The organism is Legionella moravica DSM 19234 (genome assembly GCF_000423305.1).
GTDB lineage: Bacteria > Pseudomonadota > Gammaproteobacteria > Legionellales > Legionellaceae > Legionella > Legionella moravica.
Window position 1 is genome coordinate 132,880 of record NZ_AUHS01000014.1, and the last position, 26,753, is coordinate 159,632.

A 26,753-nucleotide genomic window follows, 5' to 3' on the forward strand; every position below is an offset into this window, starting at 1 on the left:
AGTTGAATTTTAAACAGTGAAGCATTAATATGATCAAAAATGCCGAGACTGGTTGATGTTATGGACGATTCACACACTTATCATTCCCCTCAATTGCAACAATTGATTGAAAAATCAGGATTATCCAATTGGTCAATTTCTGAGTTCGATTGGGATCAAACCCCTATCGTACCAAACGATGTCACAATAACAGATTATGTGGATATGATAAGTCAGCTTTACCATGCGGAACTGTTTACCCTAAAAATTTGTGCCCGACTAATCACTGAAATTCCAGACTTTCAAGCGCTTCGTTTTATCTGCACGCAGATGAATGACGAGGCACGTCATGCCGATGTATATGCAAAATATATTCAAATGCTTGGCAAAATTGCACCTGTCAATGAACGGCTTGCAGATATTTTTTCCAAGACGCTTGCTTGGACTGGATCCTATTGCGGATTGATTGTTGCCTTAAATGTAGTCATGGAAAGTGAAGCACTGAATCAACAAAGAAAGCGGATTGAAACGCTACCCTGCCCTATTTTCAAGGCAATTAATTCACGTATTATCCAAGATGAAGCCAGACATTCTGGATTCGGTTTTATCTATATGCGAGACAAATTACCTCTTCTGAGTGAAATAGAAAAAAATAATATTATTACCTGGATTGAAGGCCTTTGGTCTGATTGGAAACTGGCTAACGAAGACCGTTATCTGGAAACGGGGGCTGCAATTTTAAGAACTTCTCCTGAAGAACTTGATATCCGGTTGAAAGCACAACAACGTATGTTTTGCAAATTAGGGTTAGTTACTTCACCTCATGCTGTTACCGAGGAAGTCCTCTAAAATAACTTTTTTGCGTTTGATCATAAGGACAATTGATATGGCAAAATTATTTAAGTTTAGAGATCTTAAAACCGCAACTGAATTTGCGGAGTTTTCCAAAGGATACATGGACTCTTTTCAGGGGAAACGACTTGACCCAATTCAGGCTATCAAAACTGAAAGTCTATTCTCCTATAAGCGCATTATAGGTGTTTATGAGGGCACACAATTAGTCGCTGGATACATAATTAATCAATATCCACATCGTTGTTTTGAATATTTTACGGCTGAAGAACAATTAAATATTATTGAAGCTTTGGGGGGCAAGCAAAAGGTCTGTGAAATAGTTGCACTTTGGAAATCAAAATCAATTTCTCGCGTGATGTTTAACTTGAACATTGGGTCCCATATTATTTTTGATGCTCTAAAAGAAAATCGTCCCATCATTTTTGGCTGTTCCTATGCCGGCCATGGAATGATAAAACGCTACACTTTATTAAGCCCAAAGCTTGTTCGCAAAGGAATACACGATAATGATCTCACTGTCTTTTATTTTCGTCGCAGACAGATGATCATGACCTATTTATTGACACTGACCATCACAATTGCGCAAGCAATTTATCGTAAACTATTTCGAGTAAAAAAATCGGCACAGGTGATAATCAATGACTGATCATCGAAATTTAAAAATACCCCATTATATATTTTTTGATCTTCTTAGTGCATTCTTCGCAGTAGGTCCTGCCGTTTTATCATGGTCTGCTATTATTTTTCTGATCTTTTATTTTTCTGGCTCAACTACCTTGTTGATTCTTGTTTTATTACTGTCACCTTTATTGTCAGGTTTGACTTTCATATCTTTCTTAGCACTATTTAAGTTCTTTATTCCTAAACTAAAACCTGGCGTGACCCATATTGGATTCAATAAAAATACTCTATCATGGTATTGTCATTTAGCATTAAATCGTTCCATAAAGGTGTCTGGACTTAGGTATCTTCTGAATATTTCCTATTTACTTAAATTTTTACTGTATCGTGCATTAGGCGCCAAAATTGGCTTTGGCATCAATACGCCAATGGAATTTACCTTTGTTGATCTTCCCTTATTATCCATTGGTTCAGGAACAACTTTCGGTGAAAATGTTCATGTCTCTTGTCATTATTTTACTGGTGATCGCCTGCTGTTAAAGCCTGTCACAATTGGAACAAATTGTTTTCTTGGCGCAAATTGTATTATAGGCCCTGGCAGTAAAATCGGTGATAAAGCGTATGTAGGCTATGGAAATATTGTGTCTGGCGACGTTATTGCCGATAACGAATATATTGGAGATTTGGAATGGAGAAATGGCAGTCCAATAAGGGCCATGAAGATTCAAAAAATCAATTTAACGCACCAAAAAAAAATACAACAACATTAGAATTGTTGGACAGCGATCTCTTAGTCCCACTAGAACAATATAACCGCTATCTCGTTATTTTTTTTGTTCTAATAAGTCTGTATCAATATTTTATTCTGCCCTTTTTATTGCCAGAGACAGGGATTCTCTTGATACTAAATTTACTGCCCCTTATGCTCGTGAATAATAGCTTCTGGTCACTAATCCACGAGGGAATCCATTCCAAACTATCAATGAATCGAAGGGGTAATGATACGATGAGCCGCCTATTGGCTATCTGTTTTGGCTCACCCTTTCGAGCGATTCAACAGGCTCATCTTTTACATCACAAATATAATCGAACAGCAATGGAACGACATGATGAATATGATCCAGCTCTACTATCGCCACGAATAGCCCAACTTGCTTTTTATTTCCGTTTATTCATTGGCTTATATATTCAGGAGTTATTTTTTCCGCTAATTGCCTTATTATCACGCAAAACACTAAAAACTAAATTAACGAAATATTTTCCTGCCAACTCTTATCAGTTGATTGCGATTGAACGATTCTTAAAAAAGAAAAATAATTTGCCAGAAACCAGAGTTGATCTTTTATTCATTTTTTCTATGTTTTTTCTTAGCTTTTATTGCTATGGCTCACATTGGCCTGTATTAATTATTTTAATGATGGCTCGTGCATTATTTATTTCTGTATCGGATTATTCGTACCATTATGGGAGTAAAACAGACGATGTATACTTTGCTTTTAATTTCAAGCTACCAACGTGTTTCGCTATTTTTATCCTTAATTTTAATTATCATGGAACACATCATCGTTTCCCAAGGCTTCCCTGGCATGTTCTACCAATAGTTTTTGCTTCTGAAGGGAGGAATTTTGAATACAATTTCTTTCATGGACTAGCGAGACAATTACGAGGGCCCCGTCCCGTTTCATCGATGGCTTTAAATGACAAAGTAAAATCTACCAAATCATGCCTCAACCAACTGCCAGAACAATGATTCATAAATTATAAGCCTGGTTTGTAAACCCTTCACATAATCAATGTCACCATACCCTGGCTTAAAATTCTGATCAGGCATGGCCTTTGGACAACGATTTTCAGGAAATAATCTAATGCAATAACAGCAAAGCTAAAGGGGTCAGGTCTTGCTTATTGCACTATGTATAGCTAAAAAGCAAGGCCTGAAAAGCAAAACTTTTGACATCCTGGTGGATGTCAATCCATATCAGCTCCAGAGCGCTACGTCAGTTTAACGTGTGACCTTTTCAATAAGCTGGAAATGAATGAGTATTTTCACTTGCAGTATTGTTCGTTAAAGTAGTACCAAATACTCCGAACGCAAGCAGAGCTGCTCCTGTCGTGGCCGCTAAAAAACTGGTAGCAAAGCTAAAGGGGTCAGGTCTTGCTTATTGCACTATGTATAGCTAAAAAGCAAGGCCTGAGCCTCATGACTTTTGACATCCTGGTGGATGTCAATCCATATCAGCTCCAGAGCGCTACGTCAGTTTAACGTGTGACCTTTTCAATAAGCTGGAAATGAATGAGTATTTTCACTTGCAGTATTGTTCGTTAAAGTAGTACCAAATACTCCGAACGCAAGCAGAGCTGCTCCTGTCGTGGCCGCTAAAAAACTGGTAGGATCAAGAGACGCTGCATCCAAAATAATGAACGCTACAGCAATCTGAGTAAGACCTAACACCGCTATAAATCCTCTTAAAATCGACATAGAACAAACAGGCTGACTAGGTATGGCTACTCTTCGCTCTGGAATGCGAGGCGTTACTGCTTTAATTAATGGTTTATCAACAGGAGCGGGGCTGGGTAGCTTCACGTCTCTTAAAGGTACTAGTATTTTTCCATAAACACCATCATCTAATTTTTCCCTGATATGCGGCAACAAGTTATAGCCATCATAATAAAGACTTGAATATCCAACATTCAGCCATAACAAATTTCGATTGTTTATAAAGGCATTGGTACCTGAGCGACCAATCTTATTTTCCTCAATATTCAGCCAGATCAAACTTTGGCTTGCTGCAAAAGCAATCGCTCCTTCAGTAGTAATGTGATTCCAACTCACATCAAGTTTTTCCAGCGATGTATGACCTGCCAAGGCAATAGCACCCTCATTGGTAATGCGGTTTGATTTCAAAATAAGATGATACAGTGAGTTGTTCCTTGCTAAGGCAGACGCACTTCTATCAGTTAAACGAGTAGAAGAAAGATTTAGAGTTCTCATATTAGGACCGATTCTCAGGACGAAGTCGCCAATGGGATTATTACTGAGATTTAATTCACGAAGATTTGGCATTTGGGTCAATGCGCATGCTCCCTCTCCCCGGATGCGATTATTACTAGCATCTAAAAATGTAAGTCGCATATTTGATGCTAAATATTGGGCACCTTCATCACCAATATCATTAAATCCCAAATTGAGACGTTGAATGAATTTATTACGCGCGAAGGCTTTAGAGCCCTGAGGACCAATTTGGTTCCAGCTTATGTCAAGGCTTAGCAGACGATTATTCGTTTCAAAGGCTTCAGCACCTATATAACTGATTTTGTTATCACTAACATCCAATTCATCTAAATAAGGGCTGGACGCTAATATTTTTACAGCGTCATCGCCTAGTTTATTCCCTCTAATCTTTAGTGTTCTTAAGCTTGGTACAGCTACTAATTTTTCCAGGCCTTTTGTACCGATCTCATTTTTGCTTACATCAAGCTTTGTAATTTCTGGATGTTTATTTAAAAAATCACAAATTATTTCAATAATTCTCAATTGCCGAGGTTCGCGGTCTGATAAAGTAAAATATTCATAATCAAAACTTGAGTAGACACCATTTTTAAGAATTAAAGCATCTTTATTTTTTACGCGCTTTTCGAGATCACTATGTACAATAAAAGGCATTATATGGTTTCCTAAATTTGAATTCGGAGCTGTACATCATTTTTCAATCGATATGACAATCAGAGTCATGTATTCGTAAGAGATCGTATTCCATAATAGATCTAATGTAATGCTACCCGTTCATTCGGATAAAAAAAGCGCATCATAGATATTTTTTAAGATATTTTCAATCAACAATGGATAAATAATTACCACAAGAGCATTAATTCCATCAACTAAACCAGATTGTTTGGGCTTTTTACCTTCAACTTGACAAACAACTTGATTGGGTTATTATTGCGCACCTTAAAATAATCAAGCCTATTAGTATGAAAAATAATCAATTAAAATCATTCTGTTAATGACTGTTTTGAGATTCATTCTGGACTGTTGCCAATCTTTCACATTGTAAGTTTGACAAACACGCTAGGACTTACATAGACCCAGATATACATTTTGTGGAGATTGCATGCCCAACACTATAAATGATGAGACTAATAGCATCTATCATTACCTACATTTAGCTAACTTGCATGGTCAAGATAGCGAAAAAGCCTTTATCAATTATAAGAAAGCCGCTGATTGTGGCCATGTTGATTCACAGTATTATGTAGCATATCAATATGATGTGAAACAAGACTATCTAAAAGCACTTAAATATTATCGTAAAGCGGCTGCGCAGCAGCACGAATCGGCTATATCCAGAATTAAAACCCTACAGGACGAAGCTGAAAAATTATACAAACAGGCCATGGGTCTAAAATGTAGCACGCAAGAAGTCAAGTATTTTGAATCTGCAGCGAAACTGGGCCATAAAAATGCACAGTATTTCTTAGCCAGTCGATACGCAAGGGGATTATATGTCGAGAAGAATAGTTCAATGGCAATGAAATGGTATAAAAAATCAGCGGATCAAGGAGTTAAAGATGCTCAGTTCGAACTGGCTGAACTGCTCAAAAAAGGCAGCATAGGTATTCCTGCAAATGAAATTGAAGCAGTCAAATATTACCGTTTAGCCTCAAAGCAAGGGCATCTTGAAGCCCAAAAATTACTTCTTGAACTCCAATTAAAACTCGGGATTCAATACTTTACCGGCAAGGGGCTACCCCAACCTGATAAATTCAAAGCAGCAGTCTGTTTTGTTGAGGCGTCTGTATTAGGAAGCCCATCTGCACAGAATTATCTGGGGATTATGATTGAAGCGGGTTCCGGGGGGCTGGAACAAAATTACACTATGGCGGCATCTTTATACAAGTCAGCATCCAGCCAAGGTATTATTTCGGCACATTTTAATCTTGCGGATTGTTATGAAAAAGGATTAGGGGTTAAAAAAAATGTTCTTAAAGCCATTCGACTGTACACCAAAGCAGCTACAAATCGTCACGAAAAATCGCAAGCAGCATTAGTTCGTTTGAAACAAGATGCAAAGCAGGGAAATCCTCTCATTCAACAGGCATTTAATACGCTTGATTCAGAAGCCAATTCTTTTAACACCCAAGGAGTTGATTATGCTTTAGGCCGTAATGGAGCAAAAAAGGATATCAACAAAGCGATTGAGCACTATACTCAAGCAGCTGAACGAGGAAGCCAGTATGCGCAATATAATCTTGCCGTTCTTTTTTTAAGTGGTCGCAGCGTAAAAAAAGATGAAGACGAAGCATTACGCTTCTTTCATTTGTCAGCAGAAGCTGGTTTCAAGGATGCGCAATATTTACTGGGAAGATTATACGAAAAGAAAGCAAAATATACTGAAGCAAGAATATGGTATTTAAAAGCCAAACAACAAGGGCATCGAAGAGCGAGATATCGATTATCCAGACTGGATAGCTTACAACTTCATCAAGGCTGGAAACATGAAATTGCAATAAAAAAATCAGGGAAAAAAACAGCATTAATTGTATCTGAAGAAAGCTCACAGGCACGCCACCTGGCAGAAAAAATTTATAATCACGAAAAAATCGCTGAATTTCGTGCAGTCGGCAACATTGTCCGAGTTGAAGGTGGATTAATTGACTATCTAATCGAATACAACAATTGCCCTGAAAATCCCGTCATGACCATTGCGTTTAGAGGCTCCGTCACCCTTTGGGATGATTTTGTCAAAACTAATGGCGAATATCCCCATCGATCATTAGAGGAAATCGATAGAAAAGATAGAGGTGTTGCTGAACAATTTATTTATGATGTCGTAGCAATTGTCGGGGAACATTCTGCTCATGGTGGATTTATAAAACGATATAGTCGTATGCAAGACCATATGCATGCCGATATTAATAAGTTAATACACGATCATCATTTAGCCTATTCCGATGTGTATTTTATTTTTTCAGGACACAGCTTGGGTGGTGCAATAGCCAGTTTGGCGGCACGCGATTTCAAAATGCAACATCCTGAGTCAGGCTATATTGGATTGATCACCGTATCATCACCTCGTGTTTATGGTACTAATGCAGCTCAGGAAACAGAAAGGCTCCTGGGAAAAAAGAACATCATGCGTTGGTGGAGAAGCGGAGACATTGTAACGGCTGTTCCCCCCGCATCTTTCGGATTTGAACATATAGGCATGGATTATATGCTTAAACCCTTAATGGGCGCAGGTGCTTTGGATTTATCCAGTAAACATAATATTGAACTCATCAATCAAGATCTTGCGGGAGAGACATGGCGCCAAGAGCGAAACCCCTTTCATGTTGGTCTAAGTGAACACCCAGGCATATTTGGCAAAGCCAACAAATTAGCAAAAACCGTTGTGGTGAGGCCCGTGGCAACGATAGGTGAAATGAGCTATACCTACGCACGTATCGGTTTAAATTTTTTTGGCAGCGCAGTGAAGCCGTTGAAAAATGCCATAATTGAATCAGTGATTAACGATCATAAAAAACCTTAAATTTTAACTGGTTCTGGCGAAACAATTGTCCGATGATAGAACATCCTCACTTTCAAGGATTTTTAATTATCAGTTTTAAATAGGGTCTTATATGTAAGGAGTTAAATTTATAATTTGCAACGTTCTAAGAATCAGAAAGCAAAATGTCGGATAAATTAGTAACGTCAATTCCGAAATTGGACACCATTGGTGTTATCGCCAGCGTTCAGTTCGTAACCTTAGTCATTGCCGGTGATGGCACGTCCGTCAGGCTTGCTTTACGAGACCAGGTGCCAGGCTTGAACAATCTGGCAGCAACTAAATGAACAGGCAGAATATATTATGTGGTTTAAAATAGAAAAAAATTATGTGGTGCTCTCTGTCTATGCCAAGCCCAATGCAAAAAAATCAGCGTTGCTTGCCATTGCTGACGAAGCCTTACATATAGCGCTGCATGCCAAACCACAAGATGGGGAAGCGAATAAAGAATTGATACAGTTCCTATCGAAGCAGTTCAAATTACCCAAATCTCATTGTGAATTAATCCGGGGCGAAAGCAGCCGTCATAAACAAATCAGGGTTCCATTATCAGATCATTTAATTCGACTGATTAATGAGCTCAAACTTCCCAATATAAAATAGAAAGGCCTGAATGGAGGATAGCCATTCAAGCCATTAGTTTGCGAGGTTAACTGCTATGGTTACACCACTGTTCCATTAATTGGACTTAAATGTGATACCGGTTCCATCCGGTATCACGTGCTTCCATGTTTGGACTATTGAAACTGATTCCGTACGTTTCGGAGGCCATTATACTCAGTTGATTTCCATTGTCAACTGATAATTTCCAAACGAAACTAAAAGTTTCCACTCATTTCAAAATTTGCAGGTTTTATTACCCTTTGTTACACTCTACTCAGCATTAAGAGATTAGGAACATTGCTTCCCCATGGAAAAAGTTAACTTAACAAAACAGTTTGCTTACCGCTTGCGAGACGCAATGATTGCTGCTGGATTTAATTCACAACGCTCAACATCAGGAGTGTGTATCCATAAATTAGCAGAAATTACTGGTTACTCTGTTCAAATTTGCCGAAAATATCTGCGGGGTGAAGCCATACCCGAGCCCGTTAAACTCGTTGAAATTGCTGCGAAACTTCACGTTTCTCCGGGTTGGCTGCTGTTTGGTGATGCTCATAATGACCCTGGATTATCGAAAGACAAATTAACAATCAGCAAGAATTTGCTTCACTATATTTTCACACGAGCAGCATGTCTATATAATGGCGACTTAATGGAAAATGAGGTGCCTGGGTTTTTGATGGAATTGATTAACGACATCAGCTTAATCAACGCTAACGAAGAACAGTCAAAAAAAATTATTGACCTGGCTTTGGCTTCAGTGAAGCATTTTAGCCATCCGCAAGGAACGTAGAGAAGTATTCATGGAACATAGCCGTAAACTGATGCTCCACCCACAGCATCTGGAAATTCTATTTGCATTCAAAAGTAAACTTTCAAACGTATTCAGGGATGTATTGGGAATACATGAAATTCATCACATTGCCTTAACTCGGATTAATGAACGGAATGAGCTGGTTTCCTTATCCTCCACCCCCTCTATGGAATTTAATTTGTTCAGCAGCTCACTTTGGCATTTTGATCAAACCTACGATCCTGAATGGTTTCAATTGGGAGCTCAGGCTAGCTGGCAAACATTATATATACCGGAGCGATATGATGAACTGTATTACCTTAAACAGATTAAACATGCATTCCCGATAGGATTATCAATGGCGGCAAAAATTGATAATGACTACGTTATCTATTCTTTGGCTAGTCGTAAATCATGCCCTCATACACAAGAACTGTTCACTAGCCAACATGATGATTTTTATAAGATTGGCCAATACTGTTCAAATATGCTTAATCCATTATTTAACTATTGTGACTCTTTGTCAGCACAGAATTTACCGCTACAGGTTCATTATGAAACATCAAAATAAAGTAATATTAGGCGGACTGATGGGAAATATTGTAGAAGCTTACGATATGTCCATCTGTTATTTCCTATCAGCCGAACTATCCCGCAATTTGTTAGGCGACACGAAGGGAAAACCCACTGTAATGCTCTCTCTTATTTTTATCGCTTATCTGGCGAAACCAATAGGAGCATTTATCCTTGGGCTACTTTCTGATCTCTATGGTAGAAAGAATGTTCTAATGGGTTCAATTCTCATTATGGGTATCTCTACCGCCCTGATTGGTGTTATACCCGCTTATGACCGAATTGGCATCATGGCTGCGGGCTGCTTGTTAGCTTTTAGGATAATCCAGAGCATGGCTATCGGTTCTGAATTTTTAAATTCATCTTCATTACTGGTTGAAAGTGGCGATACCAGTCAGCGGGGTTTTAGAGGATGCTGGTCATCAGTTGGTGTAAAAGCCGGGTATTTGGTCGCATGCCTGGTGGCAGAGCTTTTCCATTACTATTCAAAAACCAATCCAGATCTTAATAATTTATGGCGTATTCCATTTTTATTCGCTTTACTGACGACCCTGATTGGTTTTTATATCCGTGCAAAAATGCCGGAAAGCTTGGCCTATATTATTTATTACGCAAATAGAAAAAAACCGTCAACACGTGATATCTATAAACAATCACTTGATTTTGTAAAAAAATACCCATTTATGTTTTACTTTGCATTTTTCTCTGTCTTTTTATCCGTTACAACAGGATTTTTCTTTTACTTGTATATCCCTTTGCACGCCATTCAATATGCTCACATACCGCGTAACCTGATTATGATGTCCAATATTTTCTCTTTATTATGTGTCACCCTGCTTATTCCGCTGTTTGGCTGGTTATCAGATAAACACGACCGTTTAAAAATGTTAATTTTTGCCAGCAGTGGATTACTGGTTATGACCTACCCATTTATGCACATGATCAATTACGGTAATGCCGGGTACTTTATTTTAATGCAGTTAATAATCTCCATTCCCTGTGCCTGTTATTACAGTGTATCGACTGTCCTTTTGACGGAGTTATTCCCATTACAAATACGGTGTACGGCTCTTTCTATTGTCTATTCAATATCTGCAAGTTTGGCTGCTGGCCTGCCTCCCCTGTTAGCTGACTATTTGGCGAGAACAACGCATATGCCCAGTTCACCGTGCATAATTATCATGGTACTGGCAACTACAGTCCTGATTAATGTTCGCTTTCTGGCTCGTCGTTATCGAAAAGGTATAAACAATTATCAAATTGCGCAGATGGACTCGGAAAACCCTGTTTTTACTGTTCAATATCAAAAACCAATATAATGAACCTTAAGGGTGTTAGCGCTCCTCACCAAAGGACGAAATTGAAAACACCATTTATCGAAGAGATTAGGGACTACTGATTTAAAGTCTCTTCCTTAATTGTGACATTTCATTTAATTGCTCTGTTATGATGCTATAAAATTTCTGCATAGTTTCACTTTGATAAAATGTTTGTTTTTCCTCATCGCTTTGAGAGTTCGCCAAATTGATTAGCGTATCTAAACCAGCAATGGCATCATCCAGTTCTTTTGCAATGGAACTGAGGCTGGTTAAATAGGCTACTCGATTTTCACCTTCATATGCAGAAAAATTATGAATTTTCACATCAATTTCAGCTCGTAACCCCCTTAAGCTCCGTTCAAGATTAATAATATTCTCAGGTAATGATTTATCCAATTTTGAGTGAACCAATTGCGTGTGACTATGAGTATCCGGTTCCATCGATGCCCTCCAGGTAGAAAATAGTTCTTATGTATAATTCTAGTTGAAGCACAGTATTTCGCCATTTGTTTTAATAGTGTTATCATTGTTTTTTTTCATAACATTGAATCCTATGCTACTCCATTACCTTTTTCTTTTGGGCATTTGTGTAGAGGCGATAACTGGTGCGTTAGCTGCCGGGCGAAAAAAAATGGACTTTTTTGGTGTGATGCTTATAGCCTGTATTACCGCGTTAGGCGGAGGCACGGTAAGAGATGCGCTATTTAACACCTACCCAATCACTTGGGTCGCTCATCCAGAGTATTTATTGTACACCTCATTATGTGCATTTTTGACTATCTTTATTGCTCATTCCCTGGTCAGAATCATGAAAGTATTTTTAATTCTTGATGCTCTTGGTCTGTCTGCTTTCGTTATCATTGGTACGCAAAAAGTCCTTTCTCACGGAATGTCGCCTAGCGTGGCAGTAATCAGCGGGATGTTAACGGGTATTTGTGGGGGGATGTTACGAGATATTTTATGTAATGATATTCCTTTAGTACTGAGAAAAGAATTATATGCTGTAATTGCTCTTGGTGGTGCGGTGTTATTTATTACTCTTGCGCATTTTCAGGTTCCACATAACCTGAATATCTTGATTACTCTGATTAGCATTTTTACAGCGCGGTTATTGGCAATTTTCTTTCATATAGAAATACCAATCTTTGATTATTCAGAAAGTATAAAAAAGCGAAAAAAGAAATAACTGGAATAACGTTTTAGCCCAAATCAATGGCATTGGTAATTGAGTAGCAAAAAATTCGTCCTTGTGTCGCTCCAATAGATTCTCGCAAATTCACGCGACTCTCCTTCGCCTGCTTCATCACCCTCAGTTCCCGTCACCCTCCACGAAAACGTGGGGGCAGAATCAGGAGAAACTTGGTGAGCTGCTATAGACCCTCCGCTTTCGCGGAGGGTGACGAGGAGGTAAAGCGAAGGGTTACGTATTGGGTAACGCGGAGATGAAGAGCCGTGAAGTTGCGAGGGACGATGGGAGCTGTTTAGGTCGTCGCGCACAAGCATCACTTCGCTTGCAGGGAAAAGTGAACCTCAGATGGTTCACCTTATAAATTTTATTTTTTACTGAGAAAAAAACTTATTAAACTTCTTTGATTGAAATGATGCTCACTTCTTCTAAAGGCACATCGCCATGCCCCATTTTCTGTCCTGTTTTTACCTTTGCAATCGCATCGACAACATCCATACCCTCAACCACTTCACCAAACACACAATAACCAAAGACTTGAGCATGATCGCCACTGTAATTAAGAAAACCATTATCCGCCACGTTAATAAAAAATTGAGCGGTAGCAGAATGAGGATCCATGGTTCTTGCCATTGCTATGGTTCCACGCTTATTAGGCTTGGCATTTTTGGCTTCATTTTTAATGGGTTCTTCGGTTGGCTTTTGCTGCATATCCGCATTTAAGCCTCCGCCCTGAATCATAAATCCGTCAATAACCCGATGAAAGATCGTATCATTGTAAAAACCGCTTCGAACGTAGTTCAGAAAATTTTCTGCTGTTCCTGGAGTACCCTCTGTATCTAACTGTAAATGAATATCACCTTTAGATGTGCTAATTACAACCATTATATCTCCTGTTAAATCTTAAATTATGAGCAATTTATTACTAAAGCCCGCATTTTAGCACAAACATCATGCAATACATGGATATTATGAATGCTGGCCAGAGCCGTAAATAAATTGGCTTTTCTTTTAAATAAATGATGCAAATACGACCGTGAATAATTGAGGCAGGTATAACAAGAGCAACTCGCCATTACAGGGGACAAATCATCTGCAAAACATGATTTTTTTATTTGAATTCGTTCATTCTCGTATTCACTGGAAAAACGTAACCAATTTCCCTCTTGTACCAACTCACCACAATATAACGCCCCATGCCTTGCATTGCGTGTAGGGGCGACACAATCAAACATATCAATTCCCTCTGCAACTACATCCAAAAGATCCTGAGGTGACATACCCACCCCCATTGTGTAACGAGGCTTATGTTCAGGCAAAAAATCACGAACCCAGCGGATAACCTCAACTGTAGTCTTCATATCAAACCCTATAGTCTCACCGCCTATTGCAATTCCGTCTGTATTCATTGATGCAACAAAATCAGCGCATTCCCGCCTCAAATCTTCGAAAATGCCGCCCTGAACAATCCCAAATAAAGCTTGTTGATTCCCATAACGTGACGCTGGATGCTCGAGATGATAATTAACCGACTGTTTTAACCAGCGATGGGTACGAGACATAATATGAGCGACTTCATCCTTGGTGCAACTGTCGGGAGTACATTGATCAAAGGCCATGATAATGTCTGCACCAATAATTTTTTGTGTTTCCAACGACATCTCGGGAGTCATATGAATCAGTCCCTGACTGCCAGGAAGTTTAAAATGAGCCCCTTCTTCATCAATGGTACAAATCTCTTTATTTTTAGATAAACTGAAGACCTGAAAACCACCGCTATCAGTTAACATCGGACCATGCCATCCCATAAACGGATGCATCCCCCCCGCTTTTTCTATTACGTTCATTCCTGGAGCGCACAGCATATGATAGGTATTGCCGCCTAAAATAATCTGACTGCCAGCAGCCAGCAACTCTCCTGGAGTCATGTTATTTACTCCGGCACGAGTTCCAACGGGCATAAACACCGGAGTAATGAACTCGCCATGAGGGGTCGTAACACGGGTAACACGTGCTTTAGTACCGGCATGCCGGTGCAGCACTTCACAAGAGAATTTATTCATCTAAAAAAGACAACTCAAAAAAAGAGCAATCATAGCCAAATCAAATCATGATTACCAGTTAATAAATGGAAGAGCGTGTTCGTAGAAACAAGAATAATCCTGTAATGGCCATAAAAAGAAAATACAAACTGACCCATCCCGGCATGGAAATACCCAACAGACTCCAGGTGGTTTCTGCACAATCTCCGGACCCCCAAAATAATGCTTTAGCGACAGATTGCCAGGGAAAATAACGGATTAATACATCCAGGCCAGGCATGCAGGCTGGGGCCTGATCTGCAGGAAGTGATTGCAACCACAACTGTCTTAGCGAAAAAAACAGACCGGCACAGGCGACGATAATCTGTAACAAGCTGACAAAATGAGCCTTTTTCAGAGTGCCCAGACTCAGTCCCATAATTCCCAACAACAAAAAGACACAAAGACGTTGCATTAGGCATAGTGGACAGGGCTGAAGACCGACTATATATTGAAAATAAAGGGAAGACATTAATACAAAAAGCGTGATCAATGCCAGAAACGATTGAATTTTTCTATAGGCAAATTTAGTCATGATTTTGGCAACATATACTGGACAGCCGCTTTAAGCTCTGCTTCGGTACATTCAACGCAAGTTCCTTTTGCTGGCATAGCATTTAATCCTTTAATGGCTGAGGCAACCAGTTCATCAATCGTCCTACCTGCCAATCGAGGCTTCCAATCTTTTTCATCGCGAAATTTGGGTGCCCCGGCTAGTCCATCACGATGACAAACAGTGCAATATTGTTCGTAAGTCTCCTGGCCTGGTTCTTTAGCTTCTACAGTTGTTGATGCCTTATCCACCGCCCCGGCTCCAGAAGTATCATTACCTTGTTCCTGAATACGCACTTTACCTATGGGTTGAATTCTTTGTTGTATTTGCTGCCTATCGACATCATCCAATGCAAAAATAGAAAATGAACAAGCTGTTAACAGCGCTACGCTAATCAACCTCATTAATGCGCCCTCTCGATTACAATTTAAAAATCATACCGACAAGTGACGCTTTTTTCCAGCATCATTTAAAGAAGACGGCAGAAAAATGCGCTCTAAGTTCTGCAAAAAACGACTAAAGTCCCACTTCTGCCGCAAGTTCGATGTGTACCATCTGACTCTTGGTCTCACTTATGAAATCTTGAGGAAAAGTCAGATTTGCGTCCTCCATTTACAGGATTATTGGGGGAACGGCTAAAGCCATGTTACACTGCCGCCAATGGACAAGAAGCTGAGCTAGGGATGGGAATTCAAGATAACAGTACAGAAAATAATCATTCAGCGTCATCGATTTGGGAATCAGATGTAGAAACCGAACGCTACCCTGAATTCATCAACGATGCGATGGAACACTATTTCGAAGATCGAGTGAAAAAGTCATGGCAAGGTCGGCATATTCTTAATGGAAAAACCCCTACTCCCACCGCGCTTATTTTTTCAAGTAATGACTATTTACATATTAGCCAGCATCCCGAATTAATTAATGCTCAGATGGACGCCATGCGAAAATACGGTAATGGCCAAATGCAATCAGCCGTGTTTTTGAGTAACAATAGCCAATTGCTGGATAATTGCGAACAACAGTTCAGCACCTTTTTAAACTATCCCTCAAGCTTGCTTACTCAATCAGGCTGGTGTTCCAATGTAGGGATCATTCAAGCTCTGGCCAAACGAAATACACCAGTATATCTAGATTTCTATACCCACATGTCTTTTTGGGCCGGAGTTAAAGCGGCTAACGCCAAACCCATTCCGTTTCAACATAATTCGACAGAATCATTAATAAAAAGATTGGAGCGACATGGACCTGGGATTATTGCAATTGACTCGATATACAGCACGACAGGAACAATTAGCCCCCTCTCGGAATTTGTCAAAATTGCCAAAAAATACGATTGCCTGTTAATTGTTGATGAGTCGCATTCCCTTGGAACTTATGGGCCAAGTGGAAAAGGATTGGTTACCCTGCTAGGACTGTCCGATCAGGTTGATGTAATCACCGCAAGTTTGGCAAAAGCATTTTCAGGGAGAGGTGGATTAATTGCCGGGAAAAAACGATTAATTGAATTTGTACGCTATTCCTCCCTGCCAGCAATATTCAGTTCAGCATTGGTTCCTCATGATTTGGCTGGATTTTCATCTTCTCTGGAAATTATTTCCAGGGATGAATGGCGCCGAGAGAAATTGCATGCAAACGCAACGTTTTTACGAGAAGCCCTGTCAGCAAACGGTTTTGATATTGGCGATAGTGAGTCACAAATCATTCCAATTATGACGGGAAACGAAGCAAATACGATTTGGTTGCGCAATGAACTGGAAAAGGAAGATATTTTTGGAGCTGTATTTTGTTCACCTGCCACCCCCAAGAACAGAGCATTGATACGTTTATCCCTTAGTTCCAACCACGAAAAAAGGGATCTTCTCCGAGTGATAGACTGCTTGCTCAAGTTAGTAGCGCATCAACGAGATATTCCTTTTTTTAATGGGGAGTATTAAGTAAGGAACATCTCCTCAGCATCTAACTCTTCAAGATATTGATGATAGGATAAAATTTTATCCAGGCGAACATCGAATAAAACAGCACCTTGCACATAAGCATAGTAATAGGTTTCATCGGAAACAAATTTACGAGCTGGGACCAGACAATTGGTCCATTCGTTCCATTGTGGCGTCACTGAATTAGACTGCCAAAAACAAGGAATTTTCTCTCCACTGAGTAATTGGTCCAGAACCTCTTCACTGGCTCCATTATCCAGCGCCAAATCATAATGAAGGCGCATATCGGCTTCATTTTTTACAATTAAAAAACTGATATTGGCGTCATCATCCAACATGAAAAAACTACCTGAATTATCAGCGAGATAAAATTCCACTATCCCTTTCTTTTTACACAAATCCCAAAATAATTCAGCAAATTTTTTATCATGAAGACAGCTTGGCGAAGTGACCGAGAGCATACGAACAACCATATCGGACATACTTTGGAAGTACTGTAATTGCAAATCATGAATGCTCTTGATGATCAGCCCAGCCACATCGGGATCACTTTTTTTAATGTAGCGATGTATCAAACCTTCATTAAAGGCTTCAATCGCCAGTTTTTCATCAGCCTGTCCTGTTAACAAGATTTTTTTTATATTGGTATCTTCAATTCGTCTGCAAAACTCCAGGCCATCCATTCCTGGCATAGCGTAATCAACAACGACTACGGATATTTCCGAAAATCGTCTCGAATTATAAACTTCAGCATGAATAGCGGCTAAATCCAGATTGATTGTATGATTTGTCAAAGGACAATTTTTAGCTTCTGTATATTCACTAATGCAGCGCTGGCTCAATAGCTCCAACTCACAACGCTTTTTATGGATGCATTCCAACGCTTTAAATGGAGAATCAAAAACGCGATAAGCCAATCCTTCATCTAAATGCAAAACAAAGTTGAGCAAAAAATCGCGACTATCATCTACAAATACCGCAGTACTTGGAAAGTAACAGGTAGGTATAGAGAAATGTTGCATAGCTCCTCCTGAGCAAAACGATATGAAAACAAATCCTATTGTAACGCACTAAATCCTTTACAAACTAAATCAAGAAACAAGGCGAAACCTGCCTATAAAATATCATGATTGACTACTTAAGCCAAATTATTTGCGATTTATATGCATTAATCATCAGTAACTAATTTCTATCATATAAAACCGGGAACGACGAAACGAACATTCGACAACTCCTTGAATATTAGGGGCTGTTGATATTTCATTATGTTCAAGCCTACTTTCCGCGACTTGTTCGCGGAATCGATAGATCTTGCGCAAAACAAGAGTATATTGCGCCTATAAAGAGTGAATTGGATCCCGCGAACAAGTCGCTGGACGTCGAAACTTGAATTGTCAACAGACCCTAGGCTATATTAAATTGACTTCATTACTTTTTTCTTAAAATTCGAAGTCATCCTGCTCACAAGTACTGAAATTAAATAAGGATATTTTTATGGCTAATTCGAATGACGTTTATCAACCAATAGTCGGTGAATTAAAGCGCAACTGGGGTTGGATTTTAGGGCTCGGAATACTCTTTCTCTTTCTGGGCTGTATCGGTCTGGGCATGGTAGTTGGTTTAACACTGGTTAGCATGTATTTTTTTGGCGCATTACTAATCGTCTCCGGTATCACTCATGTTATTGATGTATTTAAACATAAAGAATGGAAAGGGATCATCTGGCAAGCCCTGATTGCTGTGCTCTACATTGCAGCAGGATGCCTGGTATTTTATGACCCATTCCTGGCATCAACATTAATAACAGGAATTTTAGCCTCTGTACTCATCGTCATTGGATTTACCCGAATTATAATGGCTTTAGTGTTGCGGGATTCCAAAGGATGGGGTTGGTTATTATTAGCAGGTATCACTGCAATTATTTTAGGGGTTCTGATATTAGCGCAATGGCCTATTAGCGGCTTATGGGTAATTGGGCTGTTTATTGCCATCGAAATGATAGTCAATGGCTGGACCTACATCTTTATTGCTCTATCTTTACGTTCATCACAGTCTTAAAATCAGTGCAAGACGGTTCATTTTAATAACGGCGTCGTTCTAGTTCAATCAGCAATAACGCCGTTACTTCCCAAGCATACACAAGTAACGTGATAATACCCGTGCAAATGGTCTATTAAAGATTGTCCTTGGTTCAGCTGAAGCCAACAATGCACTTTTATGGCATTTCCAGGCACAGGTAGTCCACCCTGCCAAAATTTCTATACCCCCTATTCACGCGCAGTAATGTAGATATTCAAAACATTCTGGGGCAAAGGTTCTGAGCATAAAAAAGGATCGGGCTTATCCTTATCAATTCTCTTGCATATTATTGGTCCGCCAAAATATCCAGTACCGGGTATTTGGCTTCCCTGGATTTCAAGTTCCAATACACAAGACTGATTTGGTGCAAGCAAGAAAAAAGCATCAACGCAGTTCGTTGCACCCCCGCCAATCATACTAATACCAGTCATGGGTACCATAATCAACGGACGGGATAGTTTAGTGTTATTGGTTACGATATAAGTTACATTCCCCGTACCATTAGCTGGAACCCTGACAATATTGCCATTGGGAACTGAAGGAATAATAGAAAATTCAGGCGTAGATCCCGAGTACAAGAGATTCGAACAACACATAAAAAATATCAGATAGATTAAACAGGGTAATTTAGTGCCTTTCATTTTCTACTCCAGAATATTAAAAATTAATCGATAATTGGAAAACTCAAGCTGAATAAAGCGTAATTTCCTTCTTCAGCGTCACAAGTAATATTGCCCCCAAAACCATTCATCACCAATTTACAAAAAGACAGCCCAAGACCAGTCCCCATAAATGTCGTGGTATAGAAATGGTTAAACAAACGAGAAACTTGTTGGCTGGTCATTCCTTTTGCAGTGTCCTTAAAGTACAAATAATTGAATTTATCACCGTATTCGGTCCAAATTTGAATCTCTCCTCGTTGGGCGGTAGCAATCATATATAATGCATTTTTTATTAAATTAAATAAGACATGCTCCATGAGCAACTTCGAACCTTTAAATTGAAAATCTCCTTCCCAGGTAATTAAAGTTCTCTCTCTTGGCGATAAAAAAGGATATCGAGAAATCGCTTCACTTAAACACTCGGCCATGGAACACGTTTCCATAATACAATTGTGTATTGTATTCTCTCGACCCGCCTTAACCAACAACATATCAATAATTGTATTGGCGTAATCAATCTCACTGACAATGCGATCACTAACCCCTTCAAGTTGAAGCAGTCGGCGTTCTCTCAAGGGAGCAGGAATCAACTGATGCTCTTTTGCAAGTTGATAACCCTGAATCAATCCAGGTAAATATTGAACCAATGCCTGTGCACCGCTTTTAATTCCTAATAATGGGGTTCTCAACTCATGAGCAATCATTCCCGCAGCAGCAGCCATTCCAGCCAAACGCTGTTGCTGCAACATAGCAGTTTTATAATTTAAAGTGGAGCCGGCTATTATGGTAAAGACAATCACTAAGGCCATTTCTATATGTTCCTCTCCGAAATAAATATGCGGAGAGAGCCAGTAGTATCCTATTAACGCCATACCAACGCCCAAATTCAATAAGATGGTCAAGCTCAGTAAATCCACGAGCAATACTAACAAAAATACACTGCATAATAAGGACATTGCGGAAATAACGCTGGCTTGATTCATCAAAAAAAGAAAGGTAAAAAAGAACGGTAAGGTAAACAATAAGGTTAAAAACCAATACCAGGATAAATAATTCTTCCATTGGGCAGGCCAATATGGAGTCAGCATTAACCCCAGACCTAACAGACTGCCAATAAGACGCAAGAGCATACTTTCATAAGGCTGAGGAAACCAATATGCCCAAATCAGGTAAAAAAAAGGAAACCCTAAAAAAGCTATGGCGCCAACAGCAACCAATTGATGAGCAGAATTGGAAAGACTCCGCTGCATGGACTCGTCTAAATGCTTTACAATGTTTTTAACTTGCCACATTGTTTACTCCCTTCCCCTTTTTATAAAATGTGTTGAGCAACTCTCAATTGAACCCCAACATCACTTCTCAGAACATTGAAATTAAAAGGCTCAACTCACCCTATAATTCTGAGCTTGCCAAACGACATCCCCTTAGCAGAAAGAACGAATCAATGCTATTATCAGCGCTTATTTTACAAGCATCAGATAATCCATGAAGCAAAAAACCATTCGCATCGCTACACGTCAAAGCCCTCTGGCACTATGGCAAGCAAACCATATCAGAGAAACCCTTTTAATGAAATGGCCTTCTTTGACTATCGAATTACTGCCCATGGTAACCTCAGGCGACAAATTTCTTAAAGATAAATTATTAGTGGCTGGCGGAAAAGGGTTATTTGTTAAAGAACTTGAAGAGGCCTTGCTGGATAATAGAGCCGATTTTGCAGTTCACTCCACAAAGGATATGCCCGCAGAACTGCCCTCTGGGCTTAGTTTGACCGCAATTTGTAAACGACACAATCCTTATGATGCCCTGGTTAGCTCTCGGTTCTCCCAATGTGATGCTCTTCCTCTAAACGCTGTTGTAGGCACATCGAGTCTTAGGCGACAATCGCAATTACTGGCTTACAGACCCGATCTCCAAATTAAAACCCTGCGAGGAAACATCAACACCCGCCTCGCCAAACTCGAAGCGGGTGAATATGATGCCATTATCCTGGCAGCAGCGGGTCTAGAGCGGATGGGACTGGAGCACTCCATTACAGAACTGCTGTCCGACGACATGATGTTACCCGCATGCGGTCAGGGCGCATTGTGTATTGAAAGCCGTTCAGATGATCACGACATGCAAAACATCATCAGCGTTTTAAATGATCCACTTACCTCACTGTGTGTTCAGACGGAGCGAACGGTAAATGCTCAACTCGGCGGTAATTGCCATGTTCCATTAGCTGTTTTTTGTAAACCGACCTCAAACACTCAACTCCTGTTGAAAGCAAAAGTTTTAAACCTGAATGGGTCTCAAATCATCTGCGATACTCAAACAGGAACGCTGGATCAGGCTCATCAATTAGCAATGCAATGCACCGAAAATCTCTTAAAGAACGGCGCGGCACAGTTACTGGAACGTATCGCTCCATGAGTCAGTCATTGCATGGGCTGCGTGTTTTGAATACACGTCCCAAAGAACAAGCTAAAACCCTTAACAGCGCAATCACTGAAGCCGGTGGAATCGCCATACCATGCCCTACTCTGGAAATAGTTGCAACGGAACAGGAATGGATAAACTCATTACCCGATTTAAATAAAGTACATCATGCTCTCTTTATCAGCGCTAACGCAGTACAATATTGTTTTACTCAACTCGCACGTCATAATATAGTGTGGCCAGAGCATATTAATGTCATCGCAATTGGTCATGGGAGTGCAAAAGAATTAAGCAAATTTCATATTGAAGTCAAAGAGATTCCTGATGTTCCCGATAGCGAACATTTATTAGCACTCAACAGTCTGCAACAATTAAAAAATCAAACCGTGCTATTATTTAAGGGAGTAGGAGGCAGGCAACTCATTGAACAAAGCCTATTGGAAAAGGGAGCCAATCTATTCAGCCTGGAAGTGTACCAACGAGTAATGCCCGAAGTGAATCATCAACTGATCAATTCATTATGGCGTGAAGATTTGGTGGATATTATACTGTTAACAAGTGAACAGTCCATGCATAACCTTTTTAACATGTTCTGCAAGGACGCTCATTACTGGCTGAAAAATAAACCCTTTATTGTTCTAAGTGAACGACTTGCTCATTCAGCTGCTTTAAATGGTATTACGAAAACTATAATAAGTCATCCAGACAGGATGATGAATGCATTGTTTGATTATTATCAAGGATTAATCCATGACCAATAGCAATGAAAACGAAAAAAAAGAAACAACTCAAGTACACCATGAGGCAGACCGTACCCAGGATAATCCAGTACAAGAACTCAATCATCGTCCTTGCAATAAAAACAATACCTTACTCGCAAAAGCTGCGCTAATTCTAGCCATTACAGCAATAGCCTTTAATCTTTATAACACTCAGACCAATAAAAAATTACAATCGCATTTAGCCGATGAAAATAAAACCCTGATGGCTCAGGTTGAGGACTTGGGGCAAAATCAATCCAACATTCAGGATCAATTGACTGAGAAAGAAAATAAAATACGAGAACAGCAACGCGAACTGCAAAGCCGAATCGATAGTTTAAATAAAGAGCTTCAAGTTGCCATGCAACAACGCCTGTATCAAAATCAAGACTGGCTTCTTCTCAAAGCACGTTATTATCTCGAATTAGCGCAAATCAATACGCATTGGAGTGACAATTTCAATGCGTCAATTTCGCTGCTTCAGCAAGCCGATAAATTGCTAAGTCAATTAAACGCTCCTCAGATTTTTGAAATTCGGCAAATAATCGCTAAAGAGATTGCTCAGTTAAAAGCGATGCCACCTATTGATATTCCAGGATTACTAAGCCAGCTGGATGCAGCACAACTCAGTGTGAGCAATCTGACCATTCAATCACCCCTCGAAAAAAATAATGTAACAGGTCAGACAGAACTCCCTCAATCATCAAACGCCTCAACCTGGAAATCACGTTTAAAAGACAATCTCAAATTGTTAGAACAACTGGTCATTGTCCGCCGTACTGATGAACAGATCAAACCTCTGATGTCCCCCTTATTCGAATCTGCATTAAAAGAGAGCATCAGACTGAATCTCCAGGAAGCACAGTGGGCAATACTGAATAATAATACCGAGGTTTATCAATTATCGCTGAAACAAGCCAGTAGTAACATCAAAAGAATATTTGATGAGCAAGCACCCGAAACGCTGGCCTTGCTAAAACAAATAAGCGAATTACAAAACATCAAACTAATTCAGGAAAAACCCGTAACAGGCTCAGCCCTGCCGCAACTGAATCAAATCATTGAGCAAATTGAACAGCAGGACAATAATGTAAATAAAAGCGAGAAGGGAGCGAACTGATAATGATACGAATTCTCGTTGCATTTTTAATCTTATTAGGTTCGGTATATCTGGGAATTCAGCTCAATTACGATCCGGGCTATGTATTAATCGCAATTAATCACTGGACTATCGAAACCACATTATGGGTCATGCTATTCGGCCTGCTTTTCCTGTTTATGGTACTGCATATTGTTTTACAATTGTGTCATAAAATTGCTAAAACCCCTGGAGCCCTTGGTAAATGGAATTCCCGACGGTTGGCGCAAAAGGCTCAAGCGACCACTCGAAAAGGATTAATTGAATACAGTGAAGGCTATTGGCAAAAAGCAAAAAACCATTTAATCCAGGCATTACCCAATACAGATACCCCTTTGCTGAATTACCTGACAGCGGCGCGTGCCGCGCAAAAAATGGGCGACAGTCAATTACGAGACCATTATTTACGTGAAGCACAACAATCCATGCCAGAGGCTAAAATTGCAGTGGAATTAACCCAGGCGCAACTTCAGCTTGCAAACCATCAATGGGAACAGGCATTAGCCACTTTAAGACATTTACAAGATTTAGCGCCACGACATCCCTATGTTTTAAAATTATTGATGAATCTTTATGAAGAAGTTCGTGATTGGCCGCAATTAATAGCCCTATTACCCGATTTAAAAAAGCATCATGTGATTTCTGATAGTGCTTTTGAACAATTACAAAAAAATACTTATCAGCGAGCCATCATTGATTTAACCAAGCAACATCAATCTGAGGCAATAACCAATCTTTTTAATTCACTCCCCAAATCCTTAACGTACAATTCTGATATAGTCTCAGAATACGTTCGTTACTTAAATCAAAAGCAAGAATATGCTCAAGCAGAAGCATTATTAAGGCGTTGTCTGCGCAAAGAAATGGATTCGCAACTCATAGAGCTCTATGGTTTATTTTACTGTGACGAACACCAATTATCCTTCGCTGAATCATTACTTAAAAAAAATCCCCATTCAGCCCCCTTGTATCTATGCCTGGGACGACTCAGCATAGCTCAACATTTATGGGGAAAAGCGAAACAATATTTAGAGCAATCCATTGAGCTAAATCCTACGCCGCCCGCCTACAATGAACTGGGTAAACTGTATGAAAAACTAAACGACCCATTTATGGCATGTCAGAGTTTCAGGAAAGGATTGGAAATAGCGATAGACAAGTCTTGATGCAGCCCTCACTCAATTTGAATTAAGATTGAGACACTTAGGCTATGGTTGTTCAGACGCATCAACTGGCCAATAAGCAACGGCTATGTTATAACTAACCCATTGAGCTTAAAATCTGAGAAGTCTGTAAATTATTTTATGTCTTATCTATGGAGAAAATAAAGGTTTATCATGGTAAAGAAATCAAAATGGCGTAACAGAACGTGGTTGTATTCAGGCATTATTTCTGGATTTTTATTAGGATTCTTTTATTTTGCTTTTGGGGTATATACTCACTCACAAGGAAAAGTTCATTCAAATTTGAATCATCTAAACCCAGAACATGTTCATGCTGGAAGCACACAATGAAACAGGAAAAAAAACTCACTTATATAGAAAAAGGCTTACAATACGTGCTTGGAATGTGCATTGGCACTGGTCTTTGGGCATTAACATTAATGATTTTGCTTATCCTTAATTGACTAAAAACCGATTCTTTGCCTATACCCATAAATTACTAGATTATTTTCAAATTCACTCAGCCCATTAAATCCAGGTCATTGGTGAATGACAGGCATCATTACAATCCTTTTCTGTCTTTTCTGTCTGAATCGTCACATGTTGAATCCCGAATTGTTTTCTGAGCTGCGCGACCATTTCTGCTCTGGATTCGTCCGTTAAAATATCATCAGGCATATAAAGATGTACTGAAAGTGCATTTTCTTTAGTACTCATAGCCCAGATATGCAAATCATGAATACTCTGAACTCCAGGCCAGGAAATAAGGAACTCACTTACCGCCGCCCAAGAAATCCCCCTGGGAACACCATCAATAATGAGCCTAAAGCTATCGGCAAATAATGACCAGGTTCCCTTAATTATCACCATGGCAATTAATAAGCCCACAACAGGATCTATCCATAACCAACCAGTCCAATACAATAATGCAGCAGAAATAACCACACCAACAGAAACTAACGCATCATAAAATAGATGCAAATAAGCGCCTCGAATGTTGAGATCATCAGATCCGCGCAAAAATAATAGAGCCGTAGTACCATTTACAACAATTCCAATCCCTGCAACAACCATTACAGACACCGCTTGAATTTCCGTGGGAGAAAGTAATTTATACATTGCTTCTGTGGCGATTATGCCGCAAGTAAAAATTAATAAGCCTCCGTTGACTAATGCAGCCAATATGGACGTTTTCTTCAAACCATAAGTTGCTTTTTTGGTCGGTTTAAGACTCATCAAGCCAATAGCAATCCAAGCCAAAATCAAGCCAAGCACATCACCTAAATTATGAAAGGCATCAGCTAATAAACTGGTTGAGTTGGCTACATAGGCATAGATAATCTGTAAAACCACAAAGACACTATTGGCAATAATCGCAATTAGAAAGGACTTGTTGTAAGTGACCTCACCGTGATTATGACCATGGTGGTCATGATGATTATGTGATCCTTCTTGCGAATGTTTGCTCATAATGCTCCTTG

General features: G+C 39.6%; 27 protein-coding genes. 17 read left to right on the plus strand and 10 right to left on the minus strand.

Annotation, left to right across the window (positions count from 1 at the left end):
- The first annotated feature begins 60 nt into the window (after positions 1–60).
- The 4 genes from G543_RS0103855 to G543_RS0103870 all read left to right on the plus strand — a co-directional run bounded on the left by G543_RS0103855 (position 61) and on the right by G543_RS0103870 (position 3,205).
- Positions 61–828 carry a ferritin-like domain-containing protein gene (locus tag G543_RS0103855; protein ID WP_133141346.1) on the plus strand — a complete coding sequence of 256 codons (768 nt, stop codon included), beginning with the start codon at positions 61–63 and terminating at the stop codon, positions 826–828.
- 37 nt (positions 829–865) lie between these two features.
- Positions 866–1,480, plus strand: a complete 615-nt coding sequence (locus tag G543_RS0103860) for a hypothetical protein (protein ID WP_028383368.1) — start codon at positions 866–868, stop codon at positions 1,478–1,480.
- On the plus strand, positions 1,473–2,225 hold the full coding sequence (locus G543_RS17000) for a DapH/DapD/GlmU-related protein (protein WP_051190568.1): 753 nt from the start codon (positions 1,473–1,475) through the stop codon (positions 2,223–2,225). The genes G543_RS0103860 and G543_RS17000 overlap by 8 nt, the downstream gene beginning before the upstream one ends.
- A gap of 152 nt (positions 2,226–2,377) precedes the next feature.
- Complete coding sequence (locus G543_RS0103870) at positions 2,378–3,205, plus strand: fatty acid desaturase family protein (protein ID WP_238584729.1); 828 nt, start codon at positions 2,378–2,380, stop codon at positions 3,203–3,205.
- Between the two features lie 525 nt (positions 3,206–3,730).
- On the opposite strand, the gene G543_RS18295 is transcribed toward G543_RS0103870, so the two are convergent.
- Positions 3,731–5,119: a leucine-rich repeat domain-containing protein gene (locus G543_RS18295; protein WP_028383370.1), complete on the minus strand. Its 1,389-nt coding sequence runs from the start codon at positions 5,117–5,119 to the stop codon at positions 3,731–3,733.
- A gap of 448 nt (positions 5,120–5,567) precedes the next feature.
- Here G543_RS18295 and G543_RS0103880 point away from each other — a divergent pair, with 448 nt between their 5' ends.
- The 5 genes from G543_RS0103880 (at position 5,568) to G543_RS17010 (ending at position 11,291) form a co-directional block, all read left to right on the plus strand.
- A complete protein-coding gene (locus tag G543_RS0103880; RefSeq protein ID WP_028383371.1) occupies positions 5,568–7,985 on the plus strand; it encodes a lipase family protein in 2,418 nt (805 codons plus the stop codon).
- Between the two features lie 321 nt (positions 7,986–8,306).
- Positions 8,307–8,606, plus strand: coding sequence for a DUF167 domain-containing protein (locus G543_RS0103890; protein WP_028383372.1), 300 nt, complete (start codon positions 8,307–8,309; stop codon positions 8,604–8,606).
- Positions 8,607–8,913: 307 nt separating this feature from the next.
- Complete coding sequence (locus G543_RS0103895; protein WP_028383373.1) at positions 8,914–9,399, plus strand: helix-turn-helix domain-containing protein; 486 nt, start codon at positions 8,914–8,916, stop codon at positions 9,397–9,399.
- A 10-nt stretch (positions 9,400–9,409) separates the two neighbouring features.
- Positions 9,410–9,970, plus strand: a complete 561-nt coding sequence (locus G543_RS0103900) for a hypothetical protein (RefSeq protein ID WP_028383374.1) — start codon at positions 9,410–9,412, stop codon at positions 9,968–9,970.
- Positions 9,954–11,291 carry an MFS transporter gene (locus G543_RS17010; protein WP_051190569.1) on the plus strand — a complete coding sequence of 446 codons (1,338 nt, stop codon included), beginning with the start codon at positions 9,954–9,956 and terminating at the stop codon, positions 11,289–11,291. Before G543_RS0103900 ends, G543_RS17010 begins: the two co-directional genes overlap by 17 nt.
- 81 nt (positions 11,292–11,372) lie before the next feature.
- Here G543_RS17010 and G543_RS0103910 read toward each other — a convergent pair whose 3' ends face one another.
- A complete protein-coding gene (locus tag G543_RS0103910) occupies positions 11,373–11,732 on the minus strand; it encodes a hypothetical protein (protein ID WP_028383375.1) in 360 nt (119 codons plus the stop codon).
- Between the two features lie 112 nt (positions 11,733–11,844).
- Between G543_RS0103910 and G543_RS0103915 the strand changes: the two genes are divergently transcribed.
- Entirely contained in the window at positions 11,845–12,477 is a 633-nt protein-coding gene (locus G543_RS0103915; RefSeq protein ID WP_028383376.1) for a trimeric intracellular cation channel family protein, read from the plus strand.
- A 393-nt stretch (positions 12,478–12,870) separates the two neighbouring features.
- Here G543_RS0103915 and G543_RS0103920 read toward each other — a convergent pair whose 3' ends face one another.
- The 4 genes from G543_RS0103920 to G543_RS0103935 are packed head-to-tail and all read right to left on the minus strand — an operon-like array spanning position 12,871 to position 15,515.
- Entirely contained in the window at positions 12,871–13,362 is a 492-nt protein-coding gene (locus G543_RS0103920) for a peptidylprolyl isomerase (protein ID WP_028383377.1), read from the minus strand.
- A 23-nt stretch (positions 13,363–13,385) separates the two neighbouring features.
- Positions 13,386–14,540 carry a tRNA guanosine(34) transglycosylase Tgt gene (gene tgt, locus G543_RS0103925; protein WP_028383378.1) on the minus strand — a complete coding sequence of 385 codons (1,155 nt, stop codon included), beginning with the start codon at positions 14,538–14,540 and terminating at the stop codon, positions 13,386–13,388.
- Between the two features lie 58 nt (positions 14,541–14,598).
- Complete coding sequence (locus G543_RS0103930) at positions 14,599–15,093, minus strand: disulfide bond formation protein B (protein WP_028383379.1); 495 nt, start codon at positions 15,091–15,093, stop codon at positions 14,599–14,601.
- The gene (locus G543_RS0103935) at positions 15,090–15,515 is read right to left on the minus strand and encodes a c-type cytochrome (RefSeq protein WP_028383380.1); all 426 of its coding nucleotides are present in this window, start codon (positions 15,513–15,515) and stop codon (positions 15,090–15,092) included. The genes G543_RS0103930 and G543_RS0103935 overlap by 4 nt, the downstream gene beginning before the upstream one ends.
- 195 nt (positions 15,516–15,710) lie before the next feature.
- On the opposite strand from G543_RS0103935, the gene cqsA reads away from it, so the two are divergent.
- Positions 15,711–17,048: an alpha-hydroxyketone-type quorum-sensing autoinducer synthase gene (gene cqsA, locus G543_RS17015; protein ID WP_238584723.1), complete on the plus strand. Its 1,338-nt coding sequence runs from the start codon at positions 15,711–15,713 to the stop codon at positions 17,046–17,048.
- Here cqsA and G543_RS0103945 read toward each other — a convergent pair.
- On the minus strand, positions 17,045–18,070 hold the full coding sequence (locus tag G543_RS0103945; RefSeq protein ID WP_028383381.1) for a response regulator: 1,026 nt from the start codon (positions 18,068–18,070) through the stop codon (positions 17,045–17,047). The genes cqsA and G543_RS0103945 overlap by 4 nt on opposite strands.
- A 472-nt stretch (positions 18,071–18,542) precedes the next feature.
- Between G543_RS0103945 and G543_RS0103950 the strand changes: the two genes are divergently transcribed.
- A complete protein-coding gene (locus tag G543_RS0103950; RefSeq protein ID WP_028383382.1) occupies positions 18,543–19,106 on the plus strand; it encodes an HdeD family acid-resistance protein in 564 nt (187 codons plus the stop codon).
- A gap of 209 nt (positions 19,107–19,315) precedes the next feature.
- Here the strand turns inward: G543_RS0103950 and G543_RS0103955 are convergent, their stop codons facing one another.
- A complete protein-coding gene (locus G543_RS0103955) occupies positions 19,316–19,768 on the minus strand; it encodes a hypothetical protein (RefSeq protein WP_028383383.1) in 453 nt (150 codons plus the stop codon).
- A 23-nt stretch (positions 19,769–19,791) separates the two neighbouring features.
- Positions 19,792–21,081 (minus strand): sensor histidine kinase, encoded by a 1,290-nt coding sequence (locus G543_RS0103960; protein ID WP_028383384.1) that lies wholly within the window; start codon positions 21,079–21,081, stop codon positions 19,792–19,794.
- A gap of 193 nt (positions 21,082–21,274) precedes the next feature.
- On the opposite strand from G543_RS0103960, the gene hemC reads away from it, so the two are divergent.
- The 5 genes from hemC (at position 21,275) to G543_RS18915 (ending at position 25,623) form a co-directional block, all read left to right on the plus strand.
- A complete protein-coding gene (gene hemC / locus G543_RS0103965; RefSeq protein WP_028383385.1) occupies positions 21,275–22,204 on the plus strand; it encodes a hydroxymethylbilane synthase in 930 nt (309 codons plus the stop codon).
- The gene (locus G543_RS0103970) at positions 22,201–22,971 is read left to right on the plus strand and encodes a uroporphyrinogen-III synthase (RefSeq protein WP_028383386.1); all 771 of its coding nucleotides are present in this window, start codon (positions 22,201–22,203) and stop codon (positions 22,969–22,971) included. The genes hemC and G543_RS0103970 overlap by 4 nt, the downstream gene beginning before the upstream one ends.
- Entirely contained in the window at positions 22,961–24,091 is a 1,131-nt protein-coding gene (locus G543_RS0103975) for a uroporphyrinogen-III C-methyltransferase (RefSeq protein WP_028383387.1), read from the plus strand. Before G543_RS0103970 ends, G543_RS0103975 begins: the two co-directional genes overlap by 11 nt.
- A gap of 2 nt (positions 24,092–24,093) precedes the next feature.
- The gene (locus tag G543_RS0103980; protein WP_028383388.1) at positions 24,094–25,275 is read left to right on the plus strand and encodes a heme biosynthesis HemY N-terminal domain-containing protein; all 1,182 of its coding nucleotides are present in this window, start codon (positions 24,094–24,096) and stop codon (positions 25,273–25,275) included.
- 171 nt (positions 25,276–25,446) lie between these two features.
- A complete protein-coding gene (locus G543_RS18915) occupies positions 25,447–25,623 on the plus strand; it encodes a hypothetical protein (RefSeq protein ID WP_155824908.1) in 177 nt (58 codons plus the stop codon).
- A 177-nt stretch (positions 25,624–25,800) separates the two neighbouring features.
- Here G543_RS18915 and G543_RS0103995 read toward each other — a convergent pair whose 3' ends face one another.
- Positions 25,801–26,742 carry a cation diffusion facilitator family transporter gene (locus G543_RS0103995; RefSeq protein ID WP_028383389.1) on the minus strand — a complete coding sequence of 314 codons (942 nt, stop codon included), beginning with the start codon at positions 26,740–26,742 and terminating at the stop codon, positions 25,801–25,803.
- Between the last annotated feature and the right edge of the window lie 11 nt (positions 26,743–26,753).